This is a genomic window from Isoptericola chiayiensis (assembly GCF_013149805.1).
Lineage (GTDB): Bacteria > Actinomycetota > Actinomycetes > Actinomycetales > Cellulomonadaceae > Isoptericola > Isoptericola chiayiensis.
On sequence record NZ_JABEZT010000003.1, the window covers coordinates 588,995 to 613,533 of the forward strand.

General features: G+C 73.6%; 21 protein-coding genes. 7 read left to right on the forward strand and 14 right to left on the reverse strand.

Translation table 11 applies throughout. The annotated features are described in order from the left end of the window. Positions 1-70: 70 nt before the first annotated feature. Together HDG68_RS09045 and HDG68_RS17375 are read left to right on the forward strand one after the other, a co-directional pair. Positions 71-919, forward strand: a complete 849-nt coding sequence (locus HDG68_RS09045; protein ID WP_172151254.1) for an NPXTG-anchored protein — start codon at positions 71-73, stop codon at positions 917-919. A gap of 122 nt (positions 920-1,041) precedes the next feature. After that, a complete protein-coding gene (locus tag HDG68_RS17375; RefSeq protein WP_216648165.1) occupies positions 1,042-1,842 on the forward strand; it encodes a transglycosylase family protein in 801 nt (266 codons plus the stop codon). Between the two features lie 33 nt (positions 1,843-1,875). On the opposite strand, the gene HDG68_RS09055 is transcribed toward HDG68_RS17375, so the two are convergent. The 5 genes from HDG68_RS09055 to HDG68_RS09075 all read right to left on the reverse strand — a co-directional run bounded on the left by HDG68_RS09055 (position 1,876) and on the right by HDG68_RS09075 (position 7,341). Next, on the reverse strand, positions 1,876-3,195 hold the full coding sequence (locus tag HDG68_RS09055) for a M18 family aminopeptidase (protein ID WP_172151256.1): 1,320 nt from the start codon (positions 3,193-3,195) through the stop codon (positions 1,876-1,878). 75 nt (positions 3,196-3,270) lie between these two features. After that, the gene (locus HDG68_RS09060; RefSeq protein ID WP_172151258.1) at positions 3,271-4,245 is read right to left on the reverse strand and encodes a glycoside hydrolase family 19 protein; all 975 of its coding nucleotides are present in this window, start codon (positions 4,243-4,245) and stop codon (positions 3,271-3,273) included. Between the two features lie 152 nt (positions 4,246-4,397). After that, positions 4,398-5,360: a TRC40/GET3/ArsA family transport-energizing ATPase gene (locus HDG68_RS09065; RefSeq protein WP_172151260.1), complete on the reverse strand. Its 963-nt coding sequence runs from the start codon at positions 5,358-5,360 to the stop codon at positions 4,398-4,400. Beyond that, entirely contained in the window at positions 5,351-5,608 is a 258-nt protein-coding gene (locus HDG68_RS09070) for a cory-CC-star protein (RefSeq protein ID WP_425483755.1), read from the reverse strand. Before HDG68_RS09070 ends, HDG68_RS09065 begins: the two co-directional genes overlap by 10 nt. 2 nt (positions 5,609-5,610) lie before the next feature. After that, positions 5,611-7,341: a carbon starvation protein A gene (locus tag HDG68_RS09075; RefSeq protein ID WP_172151262.1), complete on the reverse strand. Its 1,731-nt coding sequence runs from the start codon at positions 7,339-7,341 to the stop codon at positions 5,611-5,613. 238 nt (positions 7,342-7,579) lie between these two features. Between HDG68_RS09075 and HDG68_RS09080 the strand changes: the two genes are divergently transcribed. Beyond that, positions 7,580-9,871 (forward strand): sodium-translocating pyrophosphatase, encoded by a 2,292-nt coding sequence (locus HDG68_RS09080; protein WP_172151264.1) that lies wholly within the window; start codon positions 7,580-7,582, stop codon positions 9,869-9,871. 125 nt (positions 9,872-9,996) lie between these two features. After that, positions 9,997-12,657 carry a M14 family zinc carboxypeptidase gene (locus HDG68_RS09085; RefSeq protein ID WP_172151266.1) on the forward strand — a complete coding sequence of 887 codons (2,661 nt, stop codon included), beginning with the start codon at positions 9,997-9,999 and terminating at the stop codon, positions 12,655-12,657. A gap of 95 nt (positions 12,658-12,752) precedes the next feature. On the opposite strand, the gene HDG68_RS09090 is transcribed toward HDG68_RS09085, so the two are convergent. Genes HDG68_RS09090 through HDG68_RS09105 form a run of 4 tightly spaced genes read right to left on the reverse strand, consistent with a single transcriptional unit; the run spans position 12,753 to position 18,148 of the window. Continuing rightward, positions 12,753-13,628, reverse strand: a complete 876-nt coding sequence (locus tag HDG68_RS09090; RefSeq protein ID WP_172151268.1) for an energy-coupling factor transporter transmembrane component T family protein — start codon at positions 13,626-13,628, stop codon at positions 12,753-12,755. Further along, positions 13,625-15,406, reverse strand: a complete 1,782-nt coding sequence (locus tag HDG68_RS09095) for an ABC transporter ATP-binding protein (protein WP_172151270.1) — start codon at positions 15,404-15,406, stop codon at positions 13,625-13,627. The genes HDG68_RS09090 and HDG68_RS09095 overlap by 4 nt, the downstream gene beginning before the upstream one ends. Beyond that, positions 15,406-16,389: a DUF8171 family membrane protein gene (locus HDG68_RS09100; RefSeq protein ID WP_172151272.1), complete on the reverse strand. Its 984-nt coding sequence runs from the start codon at positions 16,387-16,389 to the stop codon at positions 15,406-15,408. Before HDG68_RS09100 ends, HDG68_RS09095 begins: the two co-directional genes overlap by 1 nt. 40 nt (positions 16,390-16,429) lie before the next feature. Beyond that, a complete protein-coding gene (locus HDG68_RS09105) occupies positions 16,430-18,148 on the reverse strand; it encodes an HAD family hydrolase (RefSeq protein WP_216648166.1) in 1,719 nt (572 codons plus the stop codon). Positions 18,149-18,313: 165 nt separating this feature from the next. On the opposite strand from HDG68_RS09105, the gene HDG68_RS09110 reads away from it, so the two are divergent. The 3 genes from HDG68_RS09110 (at position 18,314) to HDG68_RS09120 (ending at position 20,203) form a co-directional block, all read left to right on the forward strand. Further along, a complete protein-coding gene (locus HDG68_RS09110) occupies positions 18,314-19,291 on the forward strand; it encodes a substrate-binding domain-containing protein (RefSeq protein ID WP_216648167.1) in 978 nt (325 codons plus the stop codon). A 110-nt stretch (positions 19,292-19,401) separates the two neighbouring features. After that, positions 19,402-20,067 carry a helix-turn-helix domain-containing protein gene (locus HDG68_RS09115; RefSeq protein ID WP_172151274.1) on the forward strand — a complete coding sequence of 222 codons (666 nt, stop codon included), beginning with the start codon at positions 19,402-19,404 and terminating at the stop codon, positions 20,065-20,067. Next, on the forward strand, positions 20,060-20,203 hold the full coding sequence (locus HDG68_RS09120) for a hypothetical protein (RefSeq protein ID WP_172151277.1): 144 nt from the start codon (positions 20,060-20,062) through the stop codon (positions 20,201-20,203). Before HDG68_RS09115 ends, HDG68_RS09120 begins: the two co-directional genes overlap by 8 nt. Positions 20,204-20,212: 9 nt before the next feature. Here the strand turns inward: HDG68_RS09120 and HDG68_RS09125 are convergent, their stop codons facing one another. From HDG68_RS09125 to HDG68_RS09145, 5 genes are read right to left on the reverse strand one after another with little or no spacing between them, the layout of a single operon-like run. After that, the gene (locus tag HDG68_RS09125) at positions 20,213-20,503 is read right to left on the reverse strand and encodes a DUF1905 domain-containing protein (protein WP_172151279.1); all 291 of its coding nucleotides are present in this window, start codon (positions 20,501-20,503) and stop codon (positions 20,213-20,215) included. Then, positions 20,500-21,129 (reverse strand): dihydrofolate reductase family protein, encoded by a 630-nt coding sequence (locus HDG68_RS09130; protein ID WP_172151280.1) that lies wholly within the window; start codon positions 21,127-21,129, stop codon positions 20,500-20,502. Before HDG68_RS09130 ends, HDG68_RS09125 begins: the two co-directional genes overlap by 4 nt. Before the next feature lie 54 nt (positions 21,130-21,183). Beyond that, the gene (locus HDG68_RS09135; RefSeq protein WP_172151281.1) at positions 21,184-22,104 is read right to left on the reverse strand and encodes an SGNH/GDSL hydrolase family protein; all 921 of its coding nucleotides are present in this window, start codon (positions 22,102-22,104) and stop codon (positions 21,184-21,186) included. Further along, positions 22,101-23,372, reverse strand: a complete 1,272-nt coding sequence (locus HDG68_RS09140; RefSeq protein WP_172151282.1) for a glycosyltransferase — start codon at positions 23,370-23,372, stop codon at positions 22,101-22,103. The genes HDG68_RS09135 and HDG68_RS09140 overlap by 4 nt, the downstream gene beginning before the upstream one ends. Before the next feature lies 1 nt (position 23,373). Continuing rightward, positions 23,374-24,450 carry a glycosyltransferase family 4 protein gene (locus HDG68_RS09145; RefSeq protein WP_484496822.1) on the reverse strand — a complete coding sequence of 359 codons (1,077 nt, stop codon included), beginning with the start codon at positions 24,448-24,450 and terminating at the stop codon, positions 23,374-23,376. Positions 24,451-24,539: the final 89 nt, after the last annotated feature.

Below are 24,539 nucleotides of genomic sequence, written 5' to 3' on the forward strand. Positions count from 1 at the left end.
TGTGCGCCCGCGGCACCCAATACTCCTCGTCGGAGATGCACGGTTCACGACCGACAGGAGCACGACCACCATGAAGAAGACGCTCGTCGCCGCGGGTGCCGCCGGCCTCGTCCTGGCCCCTGTTGCCGCATGGGCCGCTGGCTCGGACGACCCCACGCCCTACACCGTGACTGCGAGTGGTCTGCAGCTGCCGGAGTCCGAGACGTTCCACGACAGTGGGCACGTGAACATCCGATACACGGTCGACGGTCAGGAACGCGCCGTGGGGATCCACTTCGAGGCGCTCAACAACCAGCCCTCCGGGGTGTGGATCGGGGAGTCGTACCTGCCGTGGACTGCCCTGGTCAGTGAGACCGACTTCTGCATCACGTGGGTACAGGTCTCCCAGTTCAACGAGCACTTCGGCGAGGGCGGTCAGGACCCGGTATGCACGACGACCGAGCCTGCGGAGCCGACCGAGCCTGCGGAGCCGACCGAGCCGACGGAGCCGACGGAGCCGACGGAGCCTGCCGAGCCGACGGAGCCGACGGAGCCTGCCGAGCCTGCGGAGCCGACGGAGCCGACGGAGCCGACCGAGCCTGCCGAGCCTGCGGAGCCGACCGAGCCTGCGGAGCCGACGGAGCCGACCGAGCCTGCGGAGCCGACGGAGCCGACCGAGCCGACGGAGCCTGCGGAGCCGACCGAGCCTGCGGAGCCGACGGAGCCGACCGAGCCGACGGAGCCGACCGAGCCTGCGGAGCCGACCGAGCCCGCCGAGCCGACGGAGCCTGCCGAGCCGACGGAGCCTGCCGCCGAGGTCGTCCCGACGGCGTCATCGACCCTGCCGCAGACCGGCTCCGGGACCGCGGCGCTCGCGCTGACCGCCGCGGCGTCGGCGCTCGCGGGTCTCGTGGTGATGGCGATCCGTCGACGGGTCTGACCGGGGTCCAGGCGGCGCATCGTCCGGGTCCGTCCGGTTCGCCCGACGGGCGGTGCGCGAGTCCCGAGGGGGTCTCGTGAAGGGGCTCGTTATCGTTTCGTGATCATCGTTCCCTGGTAGCCATGCCCACACTCCTGCCGCGGCGCGTCGCCGCCACCGTCGCGACCGTTGCCGCCGCGGCCCTCGTTCCGCTGACGGTCGCCCCGGCGTCGGCGAACCCTGTTACCGCCGCCGCGGCACCCACGGTGTCCACCGCCGTCGGGCCGGTGCAGACCGCGCCCGCCCAGCGCTCGGTGCGCTGGGTCAAGGCCGACCGCGCCAAGGTCACCGCCAAGCGCAGCCCGTCCAGCCGGCGCGTCGCCCGGCCCGACGACGGCACTCGCCTCGTCGTGCTGGACCGCGCGCCGAAGCGGCTCCAGGTGCGCCTGCCCGGCGGTCGGAAGGGCTGGGTCGCCAAGAAGCAGGTCACGACCGTGCCGCTGCGGGACATCACCGGCAAGCGGTACACGACGAAGCGCGTGCGCGTCACGAAGAACATCAACGCGTCGTCGCGGACCGTCACCCGCGCCGCCCTCGGGTCGAAGGTCGTCAAGCTGGCCCGCACCACGCAGCGCCCGACCACCCGGGTCAAGGTCAGGCTGCCCGGCGGCCGCACCGGCTGGGTCTCGGCCGGGCGGCTGACGAAGCGCGACGTCTGGGGTCAGCTCGCGCAGTGCGAGTCCGGGGGTCGGGTGCACATCAGCACCGGCAACGGGTACTACGGCATGTACCAGTTCACCGCGCGCACCTGGCGCTCGGTCGGCGGGCGCGGGCTGCCGCACCGCCACGGCGCGCGGGAGCAGACCAAGCGTGCGCAGATCCTGCAGGCCCGCGCCGGGTGGGGGCAGTGGCCGCACTGCACCCGCAAGCTCGGCCTGCGCTGATCCCCGCGGGCGCGGGCGCGGGCCGAGCGCCGGTCAGCGCACCAGCGCGGCGCCCATCGCCCGGGACAGGTACCAGGGGTCGACGACGGCGGTGAGCTCGCGCGCCGAGTGCATCGACAGGATCGGCACGCCGACGTCGACCACCCGGATGCCCAGGCGCGTCGCGGTGATCGGCCCGATCGTCGAACCGCAGGGGATCGTGTTGTTCGAGACGAACTCCTGGCTCGGCACCCCGGCGGCCGTGCACGCCTCCTGCCACAGCGCGGCGCCGTGCGCGTCGGTGGAGTAGCGCTGGTTGGCGTTGATCTTGAGGATCGGGCCGCCGCCGGCCTGCGGCTGGTTGGCCGGGTCGTGGCGCTCCGGGTAGTTGGGGTGCACGGCGTGCCCGACGTCGGAGCTCACGCACAGCGAGGCGGCGAGCGCACGACGGCGGTCCTCACCGCCCGCGCCCAGCGCGCGGGAGACGCGTCCGAGCACGTCGGCGAGGAACGGGCCGGCGGCTCCCGAGCGGGACTCCGAGCCGATCTCCTCGTGGTCGAACGCGGCGACGGCGGCCACTCCGGTCAGCGCGTCGGGGTCGGCGTCGAGCAGCGCCACCAGGGCCGCGTGCGTGGAGAGCAGGTTGTCCAGGCGTCCCGAGGCCCACAGCTCGCCGCGGGCCCCGAAGGCGCGCGGGGCCTGGGTGTCGGCGACCAGCACGTCGTAACCCAGCACGTCGGCGGGGTCCACGGGACCGCCGGCGGCCGGGTCGACGCGGGCCGCGAGCTCGCCCAGGACGTCCGCCCCGGAGACGTCACCCAGACCGATGACGGGCTGGGTGTGCCGCTGCTTGTCGAGGGCGAGGCCGTCGTTGACCTGGCGGTCCAGGTGGATGGCGAGCTGCGGGATGCGCGCGAACGGACCGGTGCGGACCAGGTGCTCGGCGCCGTCGCGCGTCACGAGGCGACCGGCGAGCTCGAGCTCGCGGTCCAGCCAGGAGTTCAGCAGCGGCCCGCCGTAGACCTCGAGTCCCGCCTGCACCCAGCCGCCGCGCCCCGTGGTGGGCTGCGGCTTGAGCTTGAAGCCGGGGGAGTCGGTGTGCGTGCCCAGCACGGTGAACGGCGTGGTCGGACCGGCGGACGGCGGCACCACGAACGCGATCGCCGACCCGTCGCGCACGACGACGTAGCGACCGCCGGGTGCGACCTGCCAGGCGTCGGTCTCGGTCAGGCGGACGAACCCGGCGGCCTCGGCGCGGCGGGCCAGCTCGGCGGCCGCGTGGTACGAGGACGGTGCGGCGCTGACGAACCGGCCGAGGTCCTCGGCGTGGGTGCGGGCGGCCTCGGGCACGGTGGTGGCGTGGGAGTCCTGCATGCCGTGCATCCTCGCACGGTCCTGCCGACCTCATCCGGGAGCCTGATCAGGTCGGCACGATCCCGAGCGTTCAGGTCAGCAGGTCAGGTTGCCGCCGGTGGTGGTGCCGAGGATCTGCGTGAACTCCCGGAAGGCCGCCACGCGGCTGTTCACCTGGGCGGGGTTCCCGCCGTCGCACTCGAGGGCGCCGTTGATGGAGCGGATCGACGCGCCGAACCCGTGACCGTCGACGATCGCCTCGTGCCCCGTCACCGTCCCCGGACCGGACTGCGTGTTCCAGTACCACAGCGCCGTCTGCCAGGCGACGGCCGGGTCGTTCTCCACGAGGAACGGGTCGTTCAGCAAGTCGAGGCCCAGGGCGTCACCGGCCGCCTTGTAGTTGAAGTTCCAGCTCAGCTGGATCGGGCCCTTGCCGTAGTAGGCGTCCTGGCCGGCCGGGCAGCCGTACGGCTGCGTCTCGTCGCAGTAGTGCGGGTAGTTGGCGGTGTTGATCTCCCGGACGTACCGCAGCCCGCCCGACTCGTGGTCGACGTTGGCCAGGAACGCGGCGGCCTCCCGCCGAGCGATCTCGTCGCCGCCGGTCGTGGCGAACCCCGGATAGGCGGACAGCGCCGCGACGAGGCCGTCGTAGGTGTAGAAGGAGCTCCGGTCCGGGAACATCTGCTCGAACTGGGCCTCGGACACGACGAAGCCACCGCTGGACCCGCCGTCGCCCTCGCCGGGGTCGGTGGTCCCGCCGTCGCCCGGATCGGTCCCGCCGTCGTCGCACGTGCCGACCGACGTCCACACGCCCCAGTCGGTGTCGGCGGGCGTCGTGCCGACGGTCCACCACCCGGCACGCCAGTTCTCCCCGTCGTGGGAGACGACGTCGCCACCGGTGTAGACGGTGTCCGCGGACCACGGGGCGGCGCACTCCACGGCTCCAGCGGCGGGCGCGGGGCCGGCGAGCGCCCAGGACAGCGCGGCGGCGAGGGCGACCGTCGCCGCGGCCGGTGCCGAGGTGCGTCGGCGCGGTGCGGCGGCCGTGACGGTGGGGGCTGCGGTGCTCATGAGGGTCCTTCGTCGTCGGAGGCAAGGAACCCGGGAAGTCTGACCAGTGCGGGCGCCGGTGGACAACACCCGTACGCCGACCGCGACGGCATACGTGCTCTCCCGTACCCGTCGGGCTCTCGCCCGGTTCCGGCCCTCGGAGCGTGCGGCGCTCAGAGGAAGCCGGCGAGCCGGTCGAGGGCGTCGGGTCCGACGAGGTCGTCGCCCAGCAGCGGCACCTCGTCCAGCGGGAGGTGGCCCAGACGCTCACGGAGCGCGTCGAGGTGGGCGCGCTCGGCCTCGTGGCGTGCGGCGAGCAGGGGGCCGGCGTCGGCGGGGGAGCGCTTGTTGACGACGAGTCCGCCGACGGGCACCTGCAGCGTCGACAGCTGCTCCACGAGCTCCACGGACTCCAGCACGGGCAGCCGTTCGGCGGCGAGCACGACGACGAACGCGCACCGTCCGGGGTCGGTCAGGACCTCGCGCAGCAGCGTGAAGCGTTCCCGGCGGCGGGTCAGCACGGACCGGATCTCGGCGTCGCGCCGCGCCTCGGACTCGCCGCGCCCGCCGAGCATCTGGGCCGCCCCGCCGAGCCGCTCGGACCGGTCGCGGCGGCGCAGCAGCCCGTCGGTCCAGGCACCCATCGTCTCCGGCAGGGACAGCAGGCGGGCGGTGTGCCCGGACGGCGCGGTGTCGAAGACGACGAGGTCGTAGCCGGCCAGCCCCTGCTCGGTGAGGTCGGCGACCCGTTCCAGGACCGCGGCCTCGTGCATTCCCGGCGCGTCGCGGGCCAGGTCGAGGTGCCGGTCCACCTCGCCGCCCAGGTGCTCCGGCACGATCCGGCGCAACGTGGCCCGGACCGCGGACAGGTGTGCCGCCGTCGTGCGCTCCGGGTCCACCTCGACGCCGTCGAGGTGTCCGCCGCCCGGCGCGGTGTCCAGGCGCACGATGTCGTCACCGACCGTGCGTCGCCACAGGTGCCCCAGGTTGTGGGCGGGGTCGGTGGAGACCACCAGCACCCGCTGCCCCGCGCGGGCGCGGGACAGCGCGACGGCGGACGCGATCGACGTCTTGCCGACCCCGCCCTTGCCGCCGAGGAACAGCACCCGGCGCCGCGCGGCGAGGTCTAGCAGCACGACACGTGCTCCAGGGGGGAGCGGTCCATCCCCAGCCGGGTGTGCCACTCGTGGACGCGGTCGGCCACCAGCGGCAGCATCTCGACCGTGTAGTAGCTGGCGGGGTTCGGCACCCCGAGCGCCTCCGCGAGCACGACCAGCGTGAACAGGTCGTCCTCGTCCCGCCGGGCGCGAGCCATCGTGCGCCGGTAGGGCGCCTCGTAGAGCTCGCGCAGCCCGGCGGCGACGGCGCTCAGGGTGCCGGCCACGCTCAGTCCTCCGACCGGCGGGCGCCGGAGGCGCCGGAACCCACGCTGCCCGCGGGCACCGGCTCGTCCGTCTCCGGGTCGAAGGTGCCCTTGCGGGCGGCGTTCATGGCGCGCGCGGCCTCCACGGCGACCCAGGCGGAGGCGACCAGGATGACGACGTCCAGGCCGAGGAGGAACCAGTTCTGCTCGGCGTAGAACTGTCCGAGTTGGACGATCAGCGCGTAGACGCTCATGCTCAGCACGAACACCAGCGGGACGAGCGCCGCGAGCGGGTTGCGCTTCCGGCGCAGCAGCATGACCGCCACGATGGACAGCGTCAGGGAGGCGAGCAGCTGGTTGCTGGTGCCGAACAGCGGCCAGATGAGCAGGCCGCCCGCGCCGTCGCCGCCGGCGGAGAAGGTCAGACCGACGGCCACGACGAGCACCACCACCATCGCGACACCCTTGCCGATCCGCATCCCCATCAGCTCGCCGGCCTCCTGGACCACGAACCGTTGCAGACGCACCCCGGTGTCCATGGTGGTGGCCGCGAACAGCACCGCCATCGTGGCGAGGATCGTCGCGGACAGCGACGCCGGGATGCCGAGACCGTCGTTGACGATCTGCGCGCCACCGGTGACGAAGGCCGTCACCCCGCCCTCGTTGAACGCCGAGTAGACGCTCTCCCAGTCGGCCAGGGTCCGGAAGCCCGCCGTGGTGGCGATGATCGCGCCGAGGGCCAGCAGACCCTCGCCCACGGCCCCGAAGTAGCCGACGAACCGTGCGTCGGTCTCCTTGTCGAGCTGCTTGGAGGAGGTCCCGGACGCCACGATCCCGTGGAACCCGGAGATGGCGCCGCAGGCGATGGTCACGAAGAGCAGCGGCACGAGGCTGGGCGTGTCGGCGGGCAGGTTCTCGTTGATCGCCGGGGCGACGACGGTCGGGGCCGCGAAGAGCACCGACAGGTACAGGATGCCCAGGCCGATGAACAGCTGGACGCCGTTGATGTAGTCGCGCGGTTGCAGCAGCACCCACACGGGCAGCAGGGAGGCGATGCCCGCGTAGGCGAACAGGGCGAGGATCCAGAAGGTCGCCGGCGACATGCCGAGGATGGGGTCCGGCAGCTCGACGGGGAACCGGTCGCCCACGAGGATCAGCGAGTACAGGGCGACGACGCCGATCACCGTGGTCAGCAGCAGGTTCATGTTCCAGCGGTAGATCATCTGGCCGATGATCAGCGCGACGATGATGGCGCCCCACACGGGGATGACGGCGCTCGGGGTGGAGATGAGCAGGTTCTTGATGACGGTGGCGAACGCGGCCACCACCATCAGCAGCACCAGGTAGATCACGACGAGGAACAGCGCGCGGCCCCGGGCCCCGATGTAGCGGCCCGAGATCATGCCCATGGACCGGCCCCGGTTGCGCACCGACGCCCACAGGGCGCCCAGGTCGTGCATGCCCGCGAAGAACACGGTGCCGAGCGTCACCCACAGGAAGGCCGGCAGCCAGCCCCAGATGACCGCGACGGCCGGGCCGACGATCGGTGCGGCGCCGGCCACCGAGGTGAAGTGGTGGCCCCACAGGACGAACTTGTTCGTGGGGACGTAGTCGACGCCGTCGCGCATCTCGTGCGAGGGGGTCCGGAAGTTCTCGTCGAGCTTGTAGATCCGGCTGGCGAGGAACTTCGAGTAGAGGAAGTAGCCGGCGAGCACCATCGCCAGGCCCACCACCATCAGCACCAGGGAGTTCACGGTGTGCTCCGTCCGGTCGTCGTTGACTAGATTTCACCCGGAGTCTACGACGGCAGGTCGGTGCCGGTGACAACGTTGACGTGTCGGCGCTGGTCACCGTGTTGTTCGTGACGGCCGTCACATGTGGGTAGACTCGCGCGCATCCCGTCGTCAACGGCGACGGCGGGGTCTCACCACGGGCGTCCGGGGCGCGGTCGACGGCGACCTCTCGGACGCGGCAGCACGTCGAGGAGGACGGATGCTCGAACTCGGGTCGGACAGCGTGACGATCGTCGCGGTCATCGGAGTCGTCGCCCTGGCGGCCCTGGTCTGCGCGGCGACCCTGCGGCGCCAGGTGCTCGCCGCCGGGGACGGGACCGCGGCGATGCAGGACATCGCCCGCGGCGTGCAGGAGGGGGCCTCGGCCTACCTCAACCGACAGTTCCGGACGCTCGCGCTGTTCGCGATCGTCGTGTTCGCGCTGCTGTTCCTGCTGCCGGGCGACGGCGGCATCCGCATCGGCCGCTCCGTGGCGTTCCTGGTCGGTGCGGGCTTCTCCGCCGCGATCGGCTACCTCGGCATGTGGCTGGCCGTGCGGGCCAACGTGCGGGTCGCGGCGGCGGCCACCCGGCCGGACGGGCGGGCCGCAGGTGCCCGGATCGCGTTCCGCACCGGCGGCGTCGTCGGGATGTCCGTCGTCGGGCTCGGCCTGCTCGGGGCGTCGGTGGTGGTGCTCGTCTACCGCACGGACGCACCCGCCGTGCTGGAGGGCTTCGGGTTCGGAGCAGCGCTGCTGGCGATGTTCATGCGCGTCGGCGGCGGCATCTTCACCAAGGCGGCCGACGTCGGGGCGGACCTGGTCGGCAAGGTCGAGCAGGGCATCCCCGAGGACGACCCCCGCAACGCCGCCACCATCGCCGACAACGTCGGGGACAACGTCGGCGACTGCGCCGGCATGGCCGCCGACCTCTTCGAGTCCTACGCCGTCACCCTCGTCGCCGCGCTCATCCTCGGCCGCGCGGTCATGGGCGAGGAAGGCCTCGTCTTTCCCCTGATCGTCACCGCCATCGGCGCGTTCGTCGCCCTGCTCGGCGTGGCCATCACCAAGGTGCGCGGCAGCGAGTCGGGGCTGACGGCGATCAACCGCGGCTTCTACATCTCCGCCGTCGTCGGCGCGCTGCTCGCCGCGATCGCCGCCTTCGCCTACCTGCCAGGCTCCTTCGCCGAGATGGCCGGGACCGCGGACCTCGGCGACGTCTCCAGCGACCCCCGGGTCGTCGCCTCGCTGGCGGTGCTTGTCGGCATCGTGCTCGCCGGCGTCATCCTGTGGCTCACCGGCTACTTCACCGGCACCGACTCCAAGCCCACCAAGCACGTGGCCGCGACCTCCAGGACCGGGGCCGCCACGGTCGTGCTCTCCGGCATCGGCGTCGGGTTCGAGTCCGCCGTCTACACCGCGGGCGTCATCGCCGCCGCGATCTGCGGCGTCTTCCTGCTCGCCGGGGGCTCCCTGTGGCTGTCGCTGTTCCTCGTGGCGCTCGCGGGCTGCGGCCTGCTCACCACGGTCGGCGTCATCGTGGCCATGGACACCTTCGGGCCCGTCAGCGACAACGCGCAGGGCATCTACGAGATGTCCCAGGGCGAGGACGGCGGCGACGACGAGGCCGCGCAGACCCTCACCGACCTGGACGCCGTCGGCAACACCACCAAGGCGATCACCAAGGGCATCGCCATCGCGACGGCCGTGCTGGCCGCCACCGCGCTGTTCGGGTCCTACGCCGACGCCGTCGAGACGGCGCTGGCCGACGTCGCCGAGGTCGGCACCGGTCTGGTCGGGGCGATGCTCAGCTACGAGATCGTCTCCCCGATCACCCTGGTGGGCGTGATCCTCGGTGCCGCGACGGTCTTCCTGTTCTCCGGTCTGGCGATCGACGCCGTCACGCGGGCCGCTGGCGCCATCGTCTACGAGGTGCGCCGCCAGTTCCGCGAGAAGCCGGGCATCATGACCTACGAGGAGCGCCCGGAGTACGGCCGGGTCGTGGACATCTGCACCAAGGACTCCCTGCGCGAGCTCGCCACCCCCGGTCTCCTGGCGGCGTTCGCGCCGATCGCCGTCGGGTTCGGCCTCGGGGTCGGGCCGCTGGCCGGGTTCCTCGCCGGGACCATCGGTGCCGGCGTGCTCATGGCGATCTTCCTCGCCAACTCCGGCGGCGCCTGGGACAACGCGAAGAAGATCGTCGAGGACGGCGCGTTCGGTGGCAAGGGGTCCGAGGCGCACGAGGCGACGATCATCGGCGACACCGTCGGCGACCCGTTCAAGGACACCGCCGGCCCCGCGATCAACCCGCTGATCAAGGTGATGAACCTCGTCTCGCTGCTGATCGCCCCCGCCGTGGTCATGATGAGCGTGCCGGCGGACGCCAACCACGTGCTGCGGATCGCCATCGCGCTCGTCGCCGCGGCCATCGCGATGGGCGCCGTCGTCTGGTCGCGGCTGCGGGCCGCCCGCGTCGACGAGGGGTCCCCCGCGGAGTCGGTACCGGTGCGCTGAGCACGCAACACGATCGGGTGGCGCAGGTCACATCCACGAAACGTCCAGCGGTCATGCTGACGTCCCGGAGCCTGCGCCACCCGCGTGCGCAGCCCGGGTCCGGCACGCACCGATGAAGGGGACCCATGAGATTCCAGCGCACGATCGCCGGCCTGAGCGGCGTGGCCGTCGCCACCACCTGCCTGGTCGGCACCAGCGCCCTGACAGCCGTCGCCGACGAGGACGACGCCCCGGGGCGTTCCGACGGCCGCGGGGCCGAGCGGGACCGGGCTGGCGCGACGCCGTTCGGCGGGCAGTCGTTCTCCGAGCTGGTGCGGGCCGCGAAGAAGACCGCACCCGCCAAGGCCACGGACGGCAGCATCGAGATGCCGACGTCGTACCCGTACCAGCCGACGCTGACCGTGCACGATCCCGCCGAGGAGGACGCGACCACCCGCAACGAGACGATCTCCTACTCCGAGATCGCGCCGCGGCTGAACGACCTCATGGCCGTCAGCGACCGTGTCTCGGCGCAGGTCGTCGGGCAGTCGACCGGGGGCCGGGACCTGTACCTCGTCACCGTGACGGCCCCCGAGTCGCGCGGCGAGACGAACCGGCAGACGCGCTGGCGCGAGGAGATCCGGCAGGACCCGGCGCAGGCCGCCGGGGACGCCCGGCTCGCCGCCGGCTACAAGACACCGCTGTGGATCAGCGCCAACATCCACGGCAACGAGTGGGAGGGCACCGACGGCGCGATGCAGGTCATCACCGACCTCGCCACGTCCGACGACGCCGCCACCGCGGAGCTGCTGGAGAACCACCGCCTCTACTTCTCCGTGTCGCTCAACCCGGACGGCCGCACCATCGGTACCCGCGCCACCGAGCTCGGCCTGGACGCCAACCGCGACATGGTCACCGGCGCCACGCCGGAGGCCCGCTCGTTCGTGGCCACGGCGCAGACCCTGCAGCCGCTGTACGCCGCGGACTTCCACGGCTACACCGGCGTCCTCCAGGTGGAGCCCTGCGGGCCGCCCCACGGCGACAACTACGAGTACGACCTCTTCCTGCCGCACGGCTACGCCCTCGCGGAGCAGGTCGAGGCCGACGTCGTGGCCGCGGACATCGAGGGCAACACGTACTTCGACACCGAGACCGGCCGCTCGACCACCGAGAAGACCGGGAACATCAAGATCCCCTACCGGGACACGCCGTCGGGCTGGGACGACTACCCGCCGATCTTCACCGCGCAGTACGCCGCCTACCACGGCGCCGTGACCAGCACCGTCGAGCTCCCGCTCGGACGCTCCTGGTCGTTGGGGACCACGACTCCCGAGGACGCCGCGGTCAACACCGAGGTCGCCCGCGTCACGATGGTCTCGATGCTCGACTACGTGGCCGCGCACAGCGACGAGATGCTGGCCGACCAGATCGAGACGTTCCGCCGTGGGGTCGAGGGTGCGCCCAAGGAGTCGCTGACCACCGAGACGATCGCCGACGTCGAGGGCCCCGACTCCTGGAAGGAGCTGTGGGACCTCACGGACGACCAGGAGCCGGTGGACCTGCCGCGCGCCTACGTCATCCCGGTCGGCGAGGGGCAGCGTTCGTCGTCCGACGCCGAGGCCCTCGTGGACGCGCTGCTCTACCACGGTGTCGAGGTCGGTACGCTCCGGCGTGCGGCCGAGGTCGACGGGACATCGTTCCCGGCCGGCTCGATCGTCGTCGACATGCACCAGCCGCGCCGCGGCCTGGCGAACACGTTGCTGGCGACCGGGTCCGACATCTCCGCCAAGCTGCCCACCATGTACGACATTTCGGCGTGGAGCCTCGCCGACCTGTGGGGTGCCACCGTGGTCCCGGTCGGTTCGACGACGGACGCCGCGCTGGGCGGCACGACGCCGCTGCACCGGCTCCCGCAGGACGGCGGCCTGCCGAAGAAGGCCGACCACGTCGCCTTCGACCTGGCGGGCGTCGAGGACTTCCGGGCGCTGAACGCCCTCCTCGAGGAGGACGCCCCGGTGTGGCTCCTCGACGACGGGCGTGCCGTCGTCGGACCGGAGGGTCTCCCGGCCGCCGCGGACGCCGTCGTCACCTACGACATCCCGTTCGAGGCCGTGACGTCCGCCGAGCTCGCGGCGCTGGACGAGGCTCCCGAGCTCGAGGACCTGACCGTCGCCTATACCGGGGGGTCGGACGACGTGCTCGCCCTCACCGACCTCGGGTTCGACGACCTGGTGGCCGTGTCGTCCTCCGGGGTCTCGGCCGGTGCGGCCGACGGCACCACCGGTCTGGAGGACGCGGACGTGCTGTGGGTCGGTTCGACGTTCGACCCCGACGCGGCGGGCGACGTCGCCGTGCAGGAGTGGCTGGACGACGGCGGCGCGATCGTGGGCGAGTCGACCGCCGGGTTCGCCGCCGCCGAGGCCTACGGCCTGGTCGAGGGCGACGCCGTGCGCGGGAACTCGCGCGGCAACGGGATCGTGGCCGTGGACACGCCGAGCGACTCGCTCCTCGGGGCGTTCCCGCAGTCCACGTCGTTCATCTACCCGGCGGTCTGGTTCACCGACCTCGGTGACGGCACCACGGTCGAGCTGTCGTACGCCGCGGAGCCGTTCCTCGCCGGTCACTGGAACGCCCTCTACGGCGCCGGTCCGGACGCGGCTGCCGGCCAGGCCGCCGTCGTCTCCGGGGAGACCGCCACGGGTGCCCGAGCGGTGGTGTTCGGCACGACGCCGTTCTTCCGCACCCACCCCAAGGGCGGGATGAGCCAGGTCGCGACGGCGATGTTCTGGGCCACGTCCGGCGACTGACGGTCACCGCCCCCACCGACGCTGTGGGCATGAAATATGCAGGCTCGGACCCGTCCGAGCCTGCATATTTCATGCCCACAGCGGGACGCACGGGGTCAGGACGTCGGGAGGAACGTGTACACGGCGGCGATCGTCGCGGCCGTCGCGACGACCAGCAGCGTGTCGCCGACGCTCCAGCGCAGGTGCGCCAGCCGGAGGCGCCGCCCCGCGGTCGACGGCCCGGCGCTCGTGAACCCGCGGGTCTCCATGGCCTCGACCGTGGTCCGGGTGCGCTGGGCGGTGTTGAGGAACAGCGGGTAGAACGCCTGCACCGCGATCCGGCCGATCCGCGCGATCGTGCGCCAGCCGAGGAACCCGTGCCCCCGGTGCGGGGCGCCGCGCAGCCGGTGACCGTCGACGATGTCGTGGAACTCGTCGATGAGCAGCGGCACCATCCGGTAGCCGTAGCTGATCGCGAACCCGAGCACGGCCGGGGCCCGCATCGCCTGCAGGCCGTCGGACAGCTTCTCCGGGTCGAGGGAGACGAACGCCGCCATGCTGGCCAGCGACACCGCCCCGAGCTTCAGGGAGATCTGCAGCAGACCGTCCAGCGCCGTCGTGTCCCCGCCGAGGACCAGCACGAGCACCAGGACGTACGCCGCCTGCCCCACCAGGCCGAGCGTGAACAGCCCCAGCAGCAGCGGGCCGATCCGCGCGGCCAGCGCGCAGCCCAGCGCGAGGACGAACAGCGCGACCAGGATCGGCGTGGAGTAGGTGAACCACGGGGCCAGGGCGCACAGCACGTACCAGCCGAGCACCGCCCGCGGGTCGCGGCGGGCCAGGAACCCGCCGCGCGTGGCGTACGCGACGCGCATCAGCTCGAGCTTGACCCACTCGACGGACATCCGGTCCAGGCCGGAGCGCTTGCGGCTCGTGGTGCTGCCGGCGCCGGAGGTGGTGCCGTCCGGCGTGGCGACGTCGACGGTGGTCATACGAGCTCCTCGGTCGGTAGCGGGGCCAGGCGCCGGCTCATCTCGTCGACCGACAGCGGCAGCGGGTTCATGCCCAGCGCGTGGCCGACCTGCGTGACCTGCGGCGGCACGAGGCGGGCGCGGCGCAGCACGTCGGGGGAGTCGAACAGGGTCGCGGGGTCGGTGTCGGCGACCACCCGGCCCTGGTCGAGCACGACGACGCGGTCGGCCCACTCGGCCACCAGGTGCATGTCGTGGGTGGCCACCACGGTGCAGCGGATGTGCTCGGCGAGCGCGGCGAGCATCTCGATGACGTCGTCGCGGGAGCGCAGGTCCAGGCTCGACGTCGGCTCGTCGAGCAGGAGCAGTCCGGGCCGCATCGCCAGCCCGACGGCGAGCGTCGCCCGGCGCTGCTGACCGCCGGAGAGCAGGCGGCCGTCCCGGTCGGCCAGGTGGGTCAGCCGGGTGCGGTCGAGGACCTGGTCGACCAGGGCCTCGGCGTCCGGGACCTGCCGCCCGACCGGGTGCATGGCGACGTCGGACCGCACGGAGTCGGTCAGGAACATCTCCTCGGGGCGCTGCAGCAGGTAGCAGACCTGGGAGGAGAGCTCGGCCGCGCTGACGCTCCGCGTGTCGCGGCCGTCCACCTCGACGGTACCGGTCTCCGGCACGGCCAGCCCGGACAGCAGCGAGAGCAGCGTGGACTTGCCGGCGCCGTTGGAGCCGACCAGCGCGATGCGCTCGTCGGCCCGCAGCGTCAGGTCGAAGCCGTCGAGCACGGTGTGCTTGCCGCCGGAGATCGTGCGGTAGCCGTACCGCACGTCGTCCAGCCGCGCGACGACGTCGGACCGGGCGTTACGCGCGCGCGGCGCGTCGGGTGCCGGCGAACCGTCGTCCCCCGGATGGTCCGGGGTGCGCAGCAGCGCGGCACCCGGCTGCTCCGACCGCCCCGCCTCCCGCAGGAGCGCGGCGCAGGCCTCGACCGTCAGCGGCGGGCGCCGTCGTCCGGCGGCGACGTCCGGGACCAGACCCTGGGCCAGCGCCACCACCTGGGGGGCCGGGATGTGGGCGTCGGCCAGGTCGGCCGTGCGGGCGAGGGCCTCCTCGACCGGGAGGTGCCAGCGCACCCGTCCGGCGTCCATCAGCACGACGCTGCGGGCGTAGCGGGCGATGAGCTCGGCGTGGTGCTCGATGACGACCACCGTGACGCCCTGGGAGTTGAGGCGGGTCAGGTGTTCGTACACCTGGGCCGCCCGGCGCGGGTCGACCTCCGCGGCGGGCTCGTCCACGACGAGGATCGACGGGGCCAGCGCGAGCGCACCCGCCAGCGCCGTGAGGTGCTGCTGACCGCCGGAGAGCTGCCAGGTGTGCGTGCCGGCGACGTCGTCGATCTCCAGGGCGCGCAGCGCCGCGTCCGTGCGCGCCTCCCAGTCCTCGAGCCCGAAGTTCAGCGGCCCGAAGGCGACGTCGTCGAGCACGGTGGGCCGCACGAGCTGGTTGCCGAAGTCCTGGAACACGTAGCCGACGTCGTGCGCGATCTCCCCGACGGTGCGCCGGGCGGTGGACCGCCCGGCGACCTTGACCCGCCCGGAGATGTCGCCGTCCCAGAAGTGCGGCACCAGACCGTTGAACGTCTTGCACAGCGTCGTCTTGCCGGACCCGTTGCCGCCCACGACCGCGACGAAGTCACCGGCCTCGATCGTCAGGTCCACCCCGCGCAGGGAGTCCTGCGAGGCGCCCGGGTACCGGAACGTCAGGTCGCGGACCTCGACGGCCGGCGCTCCGTCGCGGCCGGGCATCAGAAGGACGCCTCGTCGTCCGAGCGACGCGTGCCGGCGGTGGCGTCGGCGTCGGCCGCGTCGGCGGCACGGCGACGGCGCACGACGGCGACGATCACGAAGACGCCGAGACCGACGACCAGCGCGACCGCGGCGGCGATCCACAGCCACACGTCGCCGTACCGGTCGACGTAGTCGGGCTCGAACGCCCCGATCGTGGAGATGCCGCCCTCGCGGCCGACGAACTCCTCCCACTGGGACAGCAGGGCCAGCGCCGCGGCGGCGACCAGCGCCAGCACCGCGACCGGCCAGAAGCGCGTCCCCTTCGGTCCGGTCGGGCGCGGCGGGTGCTCCGGGTCGCGCGGACGCAGCCCCATGATCGGCTCGAGCTTGCCGTACAGGCGCGGGGTCAGCCACAGCGCCGGCAGGGCGCCGAACAGGATGCCGGAGAACACCACGGTCACGACGATGTCCAGACCCTCGGCGACGAGGAACGCCCCCACCAGGCCGTCCGCCTCCTCGAGGGTCTCGGGGTCGATCCCGATGAGGACCTTGGTGATGTCGACGATGCCGCCGGAGACCTTGTCGACCAGCACCATGACGATCGGCGCCAGGGCGACCTGGACCCGGTTGAGCGGGTTGCGCACCAGGCAGCCGGCGACGTAGATCGCCAGGGCCGTCTGCAGGAACCCTTCGAGCTCGCCGAACCCGGAGAAGTCGCCGAGCAGCATGTCGGAGAAGACGAGCTCGCCGAGCGGCGCGCCGATCGCGACCCAGAACGGGTTCAGCAGCGCGGCGAGCACCACGGCGATGAAGGAGAAGTAGGAGACGCCCAGCTCGAGCGGCCCCACCTGGAACTCCGGCACCACGCTGGCGACGATGTCGCCCACGCCGTACAGGGTCATGGACAGCACGAGGATCATGAGCTTCTGCGAACCGGACAACGGACGAGGGTCGGCGAGCCGGGTGCGGGGCGCACCCGCCGCGGTGACGTCGCTGGACATGAGGACCTTCCTGGAGGGTTTCGTCTCGGTACTGCTCGGGCTACCGGCGGGTGCCGGCGGGGGTTCCCTGCACGACGTCGACGCGTACGCCCAGCAGGGCGGCGACGTCGGTCATGGTGTCGAGCAGGTGGTCGGGGGTGTGGGGGCCGTCCGCGGGCAGGGCGTCGAGCGCGTCGTCGTCCGTGGAGCCCCCGCGCACGAGCACCGTGGTCCCGACGCCGGCCGCGCGGGCCGCGGCGACGTCGCGCTGCGGCTTGTCGCCGACGAACACGGCGCTCGCGGCCTCGGCGCCGAGTGCGGTCAGGGCGGTGCGCACGGTGGTGGGGTCGGGCTTGCGGCGGCCGAGCTCGTCGGAGTAGACGTGCGCGCCGATCAGGTCGTCCAGGCCTGCCTCGACCAGCTCCTCGCGCACGGCGCGTCCGCAGACGGTGTTGGAGACGACCGCCACGGGGACGCCGGCGTCGCGGGTGGTGACGAGCAGCTCGCGCACGCCGGGCCGGACGGTGGGGACGGACTTGGTGCGGGCGTAGCCGACCATGAGGGCGTGGGCCTCGGCGCGCAGCCAGTGGCGGACGCCGGGGCCGTGGTGGGCGAGCTGCGGCCCGACCAGCTCGACCCAGAACGTCGGTGCGTCGATCTCGGGGACGGTGGTGCCGTCGTCGGACGCCGTGCCCGCCTCGTGCGCCGCCTTCCACCGCTTGTGCGCGGCGCGGGCGACAGTGAGGACCTCGAGGGCGTCGTCGGTGCCGGTCGGGTAGCCGGCGGCGGTGAGCCGGGTGGCGAGCTCGGTCGCGAAGCCGCGGCGGACGGCCTGGTCGGCGCGGGACGTGGCGATGACGCCGCCGTGGTCGAGCAGGAGGGCGCTGACTCCTGTGCGGTCCCGGGCCGGGGCGCGGTCCGGGACGGCCGCCGCAGGCACGTCCGTGGACGACGACGGTGCGGCGTCGCGCAGGAGGTCGACGAGGCCGCGGGGGTCGTCGAGGACGACGTCGGGCCGGTCGGCCACCGGGAACGGCACCCGGTCGGTGTGGTGGTCGCGGGTCAGCACGAGGCCGCCGACGTCGGCACGCCGGCCGGCCAGGACGTCGCGGTCGTAGGTGTCGCCGACGTACCAGCACCGCGCGGGCTCGGTGCCCAGCGCGCGAGCGGCGAGGTCGATCATGCCGGGGTGGGGCTTGCGGATGCCGACCTCGTCGGAGTACACCTGCACGGCGAAGGCGTCGGCGACGCCGTGCTCGGCGAGGATCGCGCGGTGCGCGCGGCCGGAGTGGGCGTTGGAGACGATGCCGAGCGGCACGCCGAGCGTGGCGGCGAGGTCGATCAGCTCGCCGATCCCGGGGCGCAGGTGGTGGTCCGTGAGCGTGCGGGTCAGGGTCTCCTGCAGGGCGCCGGCCGACCCGGCGAGGACCTCGCGCTCGGCGGCGGTCAGCGGGGAGCCGTAGAACTCGCGCCAGATGGTGCGGTGGTCGAGCTCGGTCGGGGCGAGGCGTCGCGACGACGCGTTCTTCCAGTCCTTGAGGGCCTTCTTGCCGCCGCGCAGGACCGGGACGAGCTCGGCCGGGGTGCGCTCGTGCCCGGCGCGGGCGAGCACCTCGGCGACGTGGTCGGCCATCCGCTCCAGGCCGTCCGGGCGTTGCCGCGTGGTGACGACGACGCCGCCGAAGTCGAGCAGCAGCGCGGCGGGCCGCGTCCGCAGGGCGGTGGTGCCGCCGTCGGCGGTACGGGGTGCTGGTGCGCTGGGGCTCGGGGCGATGGTCACGGCGGCGACGCTAGGGAGGCGCGACGACGCCGCGGCGTCGCTGCGGTGGCCGGTCGGTGAACGCGACCCGAACTTCTGGAACGTTCCAGTTCATGAGCCGGACGCCGGTTCCCTTGGCGGGCCGACGTCGTCGCGCACCCGTCGGCCACGGTGCAGGATGGACCGGTGCCCGCCGTTCGCCGTCCCCGCCCCACCCTGCTCGACGTCGCCGCCGCGGCCGGGGTGTCCAAGTCGCTCGTGTCCCTCGCCCTGCGCGGCGACCCCGGCGTCTCGGAGCGGACGCGCGAACGCATCCTCGCCGTCGCCGACCAGGTCGGCTACCGCCCCTCGCTCAGCGCCCGCACCCTCAAGCAGGGTCGCTCCATGCTGGTCGGGGTGGTCATCTCCAGCCTCGCCAACCCGTACCACACCGAGATCGTCGCCTCCGTCGAGGACGCCGCCGAGGCGCAAGGGCTCTCGGTGGTGCTCGCCCACGGGTCGCGGGAACGACACCGGCTCGCCGACCGCGTCCAGCAGCTCGGGGACCTCGGCGTCGACGGGCTCGTCGTCGTCTCCTCCTGGGTGCCGGCCGAGGTGCTCACCACCGCCGCGCGCCGGGCCCCCGTGGTCATGGTCGGGCGCACGGCCGAACCCGTGCCCGGCATCGACTCGGTGAACAACGACGACGAGCACGGCGCCGCGCTCGTCGTCCGGCACCTCGCCGCGCAGGGCCACGAGCGGATCGCGCACGTCAACGGCTCACGGCGGCCGGCCGGGACGGCCCGACGGCGCGGCTACGAGGACGCGATGGCCGCCGTCGGGCTCGAAAGTCACGTCCGGACCGTCGAGCCCGACGGCGTCGCGGAGCTCCTGGCCGGGCCGGGGCGACCCACCGCCGTGTTCGCCCGCAACGACGTCGAGGCGTGCGACGTGCTCGACCACGCGCTCGACGCCGGGCTCGCCGTGCCCGCCGACCTCGCCGTCGTCGGCTACGACGACACGATGTTGGCCCGCCGTGCGCGGCCCCGTCTCACCACGGTGCAGCAGCAGCGCGAGGTCATGGGCACCCGGGCGGTCGAGCTGCTCACGGGGCGGCTCGGCGGACGCGCCGACGACGTGCACGAGGTGCTCGAACCCCGGCTCGTGGTGCGCGCGTCTGGCTGAGCGTCGGGCTGAGGTGAGAGTCCGGAGTGCAGGAGCCAGGACGGTGGCTCTGCCTGGCCCGGCACATCACCCTGTTGACGGAAGACTTCGTCAAGACGAAACTGTCTGTCATGGGTGGTCTGCTCACGGTCTCGGACGCGGCCGGACGGCTGAGCGTCTCGGTCCGTCAGGTGCAGCACCTCGTCGCCCGCGGCGAGCTGCGCAAGATAGCCCGCGGCCTGGTCGACGAGACGTCGGTCGACCGGTATATGGCGGTCCGGTCCGGGGCCCACACCCGAGCCTGGTCCAGTGGGACCGCATGGGCCGCTGTCTCGCTGCTGTCCGGTCGGGGATCGGGCTGGATCGGGGCCAGCCAGCGGTCCCGCCTCAGGCAACAACTTCGGCGCAACTCGCCGGAGGTGCTTGTCGTCAGGACACGTGACCGCGCCGCGGTGACGCGCTACCGGGCCCATCCGAGCGTCGCCCGGCATCTGAGCGACGCCGTCGTCCACCATCAGGAGGCGGAGCAGCGTCTCGGGCTGACGGCTTCGACAGCGCTGGACGGGTACGTCGCCGAGGCCGACCTCGGAGGCCTCGTGTCGCAGTACGGGCTGGATCGGGACGACGACGGCGACGTCGTGCTCCGTGCGACGACGATGGACCTCGGCGTCGTGCGTGAGCTCGCCGAGGGGGACGTGGTGCTGGCGGCACTCGATCTTGCCGAGTCGCTCGACGTCCGAGAACGCCGCGCAGGGCAGCAGGCGTTGGGGCGTGCGCTGGAGCGGTTCCGTGGCTGACCGCCCGACGTTCGACGTACCGGCCCCGCCGGGAGGCTGGGGGACGACGACGATCAGCGTCCCGTCGGCCGAGGAGCAGCGGAACGACGGTCAGGCCGCGCTCCGCATCCTCGCCGCCGGACCGCCGACGACCTGAGCTCCGCGCTCAGCTCCGACGCCGCGTGAGCCGGACCGTCACGGTGTCGCCGACGTCCTTGCCGAGGCGTCTGCGCAGCTTCGCGTTGAGCGACAGCATCAGCTCGCCCCGCCCCGTCGGCATCAGTCCGACGTTCTCGACGGCGACGCCGTCCACCGTGCCGTCGACGCGGACGGACCGACCGGTGCCGAGCAGCTCGGTCGCCCCCGCGAGCTCGACGCACGGCCAGACCTCCCCGCGGACGTCGACGCCGATGGGTGCGGTGAAGCTGTGGTCGATCGCTGTGGGTTCGGCCGTCATGGGTCTCCTCTGCTCGATGGGTGGTGGACGTCGTAGACCAGGTGCACCGCCGTCGACGACACCCGTACCTCGCGCTGGACGAGCCCGTGCCGACGTCGTCCCGTGAACAACGGGGTGCCCGCGCCGAGGACGACGGGCGAGACGTGCAGCTGCAGCACGTCCAGCAGCCCGGCCTCCAGGGCCGACCCGATCGTGGCTCCGCCGCCCATGAGCACCACGTCGGCGCCGCCACCGGCCTGCGCGACGCCCCGGGCGACGTCGGACGCCTGGGTGACGGCGTCGGCCAGCCCGGTCGTGACGAACCGCCAAAAGGGTAGTCGCGGGGAGACCGGTGGCTCGCGGGTCACGACGAAGAAGGCCGGCGTGGCGGCCTCGCGCGCCCCGTACCCGAGCTCCTCCGTCCAACCCTGCGGGCCGTCGACGACGTCGAACAGTCGCCGCCCCAGGACCACGGCACCGCTGGCCGCCGTCCCGTCGCGCAGCACCTCGCGGTCGACGGGGTCGTCGCCGAACGCCCAGGCGTGCAGCGCCTCGCCGCCGTCCCCGAGGCCGTTCTCGGGCCCCGGGTCCGGACCGGTGACGAGCCCGTCGACCGAGATCGAGATGTCTCCGACGATCCTGGTCATGTCGTTCGGACGGGCGGGGCCGCCCGAACTCATCGGTGGCCGTGGGATCCGGGGTCACCGCCCGGGCAGCAGGACGTCCGGCGCGGCCTGCTCCGGCGCGCGCAGGTCCGCGAGGTCGGACAGCTCCGTCAGGTCCAGGTCGAGGGGGCCGACGCCGCCGCGCACGTCGTCGAGCACGGCACGGACGAGCCCGGGCAGGAAGTCGTGCCCCCGCCGCACCGCCCACGGCACGCCGGCGAGCGTCAGCCACGCCGCGCGCTGCCACGCCGACGGCGGCGGCGGAGGTGCGGGCAGCCGCGCCAGCAAGGCTCCCGTCGAGGTGTCAGGCGGTGCCGAGCGGACGGCCGACGGTCCCGGCAGTCCGGGCAGCGCGGCAGCGACGGCTCGGACCCCGCCGGCCGCGACGTGCCGGTGCCCGAGCGGCGACGGGTGCACCCGGTCGACGAACCAGGCTCCGGGCCCGGCGCGGCGGACGGCCTCGCCGACGTCGAGGAGCGCCACGGACGGCCCCCGACCCGTGCGCTCGCGGGCCGCCGTCGCGCGGACCATGGCGTTGACGGCGTCGATCCGGGCCCGCATGACGCGGCGGACCCGGCCCGGGAACAGCTCGAACAGGCCGACGGGCGGCAGCGTCGCGAGGACGACGACCGCACCGCGGGCCCGCAGCGTCCGCGTGCACCGCGACAGGTGCCGCCCGACGTCCACCGGGGAGAAGTCGGTGCGCAGCGCGTCGTTGCCGCCGACGACGAGGGTCGCGACGTCGGCGTCGGCGGCCAGCGCGGCGTCGAGCTGCTCCAAGACCACCGTCTGCGCGCGGGCCCCGTTGCGGGCGAGGTTCTCGAAGCGGGACGCCCCGGCGAGAGTGGCCAGGTGTGCCGCCCAGCCGGGACCGTGCACCGCCTCCGGGGTGACGGCGTCGCCCACGCCCGCCGTGATGGAGTCGCCGAGCGCGACGACGGCAGGCCCGCCGGTCATCGCGACCCTCCCGCTGTGGGCATGAAGTCTGCAGGTTCGCACCGCTCCGGGGCTGCAGATTTCATGCCCACAGCGGTCGGGGTCGGGGTCGGGGTGGCGGGTAACACCGCCGTGCCGTGCAGGGCGAGCATCGCCCGGCCGGTCGCCGCCCACGGGAACAGCTCGGCGCGCTCGCGCGCGGCGGCCCGCCGCACCCCGACCGGACGTGACAGCACGTCGGCCATCGCCAGGGCCAGCGCCGCGGGCTCCGGCGCGGCCGCGACCCCCGCGTCACCGACCACCTCGGGCAGCGCGCTCGTCGCCGAGCACACCACCGGCGTGCCCGAGGCCAGAGCCTCCAGCGCCGCCAGGCCGAATGTCTCGATCGGCCCCGGTGCGACGACGACGTCCGCGCTCGCGAGCAGCGCAGCCACCTCGTCCCGGTCGGGCACGAACCCGCAGAACCGGTGGTCGACGCCCAGCCGCTCCGCCCGGGCCCGCAGCGCCCGGAGGTCCGGTCCGCCGCCGGCCACGACCAGCCGCACCGGCACCCCCTCGGCCACGAGGTGCCCGACGGCGTCGATCGCCAGGTCGACACGCTTCTCCCGGGACAGGCGGCTCACCACGAGCACCATCGCCTCGTAGCCCGGGGTGATCCGCCGTCGCACGTCCAGGTCGAACCTGTCCGGTCCGAACCGCTCGAGGTCCACGCCGAGCGGCACCCGGTGCAGCGGCGGCAGCGGTACCTCGCGCCCCGCGCCCAGCCGTTCCGCCTCCTCGGCGGCGAACCCCGTGGTGGCCACCAGCCGGTCGAACCGGCCCAGCGTGCGCCGGTTCCACGCGTCGGCCACCGCGGGCGCCAGCCGACGGCCGACCGGCCCGGGTCGAGCCCCCGACCCGGCGCCCGGCCAGAACGCCGACAGCACGCCGTCGAGCCGTTCGTGCAGCATGAGCAACGACGGCACGCCCGCCGCGCGCGCCCACAGCCCGACTCCGGTCAGGGAGGCACGGTCGGAGACCTCGACCCGGTCCGGCTCGAGCGACTCCAGGACGGTCCGCACCGACCCCGGGCGGGTCACCATCCGGTAGCCGGCGACGCCGGGCACGCGGGGTGCCGGGACCTGCACCACGCGCACGTCGCCCTCGCGCCGGTCCTCCGCCGTCGGACCGGGAACCACCAGGACCGGCTCGTGGCCCGCGGCGAGGTACTCGCGGGACAGGGCGTGCATCGCGGTGCGGATGCCGCCCGAGCGCGGCGCGTACGCGTTGGCGACGTGCACGATCCGCATCTCACACCCCCGATCGGACCCGGATCGCCGCCTCGTAGTGCTCCATCAGCTCGTGGCAGACCTTCGCCCAGGTGCGACCCAGCGCCCGTTCCCGGGCGGCCCGGCCGAACGCGTGGCGCTTGCGGTCGTCGCCGAGCAGGTCGTCGACGTGCGCGCGGAGCGCCGCGTGGTCGCCCGGCGGGTAGAGCCAGCCGGTGCGGGAGTGGTCGACGACGTCGATCGGTCCGCCCGCGGCCGGCGCGACGACGGGCACCCCGGACGCGTTCGCCTCCTGCAGGGTCTGGCCGAACGTCTCCAGCTCGCCCGGGTGGACGAACACGTCCAGGCTCGCCATCGCCCGGGCCAGCTCCTGGCCACGCAGCAGACCGGTGAACACGGCGTCCGGCAGCAGCTCGGCCAGCAGCGGACGCTCGGGACCCTCGCCGACGACGACGAGGCGGACGTCGGTGCGGTCGTGCAGCACCCGCAGGGCCTCGACCTGCTTCTCCGCGGCGAGCCGCCCGACGTACCCCACGAGCAGCCGGCGGCCCGCCCCGACCTCGCGCCGCCACGCCTCGTCGCGGGCCTCCGGGCGGAACTGCACGGTGTCGACGCCGCGGCCCCACCGGTGCAGGCGCGGGATCCCGTGGGCGCGCAGGTGGTCGATGGTGGGCGTCGACGGCGCCAGCGTGACCGATGCGCGGTCGTGCAGGTTGCGCACCCGCCGCCACAGGAACGGCTCCAGGTGCCGCATCCCGTACCGCGCCGCATATCCGGGCACCTCGGTCTGGTAGACCGCCACGGTCGGGACACCGAGCGACTCGGCGGCCTGCATCCCGCGCCAGCCGAGGGTGAACGGCGAGGCGAGGTGCACGACGTCGGGCCCGAACGCGGCGAGCGTCCGCTCGATCCGCGCACGCTGCCCGACGACGACCCGCACGTCCGGGTACCCCGGCAGGCCGACCGACGGGACCTCGACCACCGGCGCGCCGTGGACGAACGGCGGGACGTCGCCGTCGTCGCAGTCGGGCGCCAGCACCAGGGCCTCGTGGCCGGTCCGGCGGAGATGCTCGAGGATCCGCAGGACGGAGTTCGTCACCCCGTTCACCTGCGGAAGGAAGGACTCTGCGACGATCGCTACCCTCACGACTTGCACTGTCGTGGGGCCCGGTGACCTGCGGGGGAGCG

Excerpts from the sequence above, each read along its gene's own strand:
- HDG68_RS09045 (WP_172151254.1), top strand. The coding sequence starts at position 71 with ATGAAGAAGACGCTCGTCGCCGCGGGTGCCGCCGGCCTCGTCCTGGCC.
- HDG68_RS09055 (WP_172151256.1), bottom strand. The coding sequence starts at position 3,195 with ATGCAGGACTCCCACGCCACCACCGTGCCCGAGGCCGCCCGCACCCAC.
- HDG68_RS17375 (WP_216648165.1), top strand. The coding sequence starts at position 1,042 with ATGCCCACACTCCTGCCGCGGCGCGTCGCCGCCACCGTCGCGACCGTT.
- HDG68_RS09130 (WP_172151280.1), bottom strand. The coding sequence starts at position 21,129 with ATGACCAGGATCGTCGGAGACATCTCGATCTCGGTCGACGGGCTCGTC.
- HDG68_RS09140 (WP_172151282.1), bottom strand. The coding sequence starts at position 23,372 with ATGCGGATCGTGCACGTCGCCAACGCGTACGCGCCGCGCTCGGGCGGC.
- HDG68_RS09100 (WP_172151272.1), bottom strand. The coding sequence starts at position 16,389 with ATGTCCAGCGACGTCACCGCGGCGGGTGCGCCCCGCACCCGGCTCGCC.
- HDG68_RS09125 (WP_172151279.1), bottom strand. The coding sequence starts at position 20,503 with ATGACGGCCGAACCCACAGCGATCGACCACAGCTTCACCGCACCCATC.
- HDG68_RS09115 (WP_172151274.1), top strand. The coding sequence starts at position 19,402 with ATGGGTGGTCTGCTCACGGTCTCGGACGCGGCCGGACGGCTGAGCGTC.
- HDG68_RS09080 (WP_172151264.1), top strand. The coding sequence starts at position 7,580 with ATGCTCGAACTCGGGTCGGACAGCGTGACGATCGTCGCGGTCATCGGA.
- HDG68_RS09135 (WP_172151281.1), bottom strand. The coding sequence starts at position 22,104 with ATGACCGGCGGGCCTGCCGTCGTCGCGCTCGGCGACTCCATCACGGCG.
- HDG68_RS09085 (WP_172151266.1), top strand. The coding sequence starts at position 9,997 with ATGAGATTCCAGCGCACGATCGCCGGCCTGAGCGGCGTGGCCGTCGCC.
- HDG68_RS09060 (WP_172151258.1), bottom strand. The coding sequence starts at position 4,245 with ATGAGCACCGCAGCCCCCACCGTCACGGCCGCCGCACCGCGCCGACGC.
- HDG68_RS09095 (WP_172151270.1), bottom strand. The coding sequence starts at position 15,406 with ATGCCCGGCCGCGACGGAGCGCCGGCCGTCGAGGTCCGCGACCTGACG.
- HDG68_RS09090 (WP_172151268.1), bottom strand. The coding sequence starts at position 13,628 with ATGACCACCGTCGACGTCGCCACGCCGGACGGCACCACCTCCGGCGCC.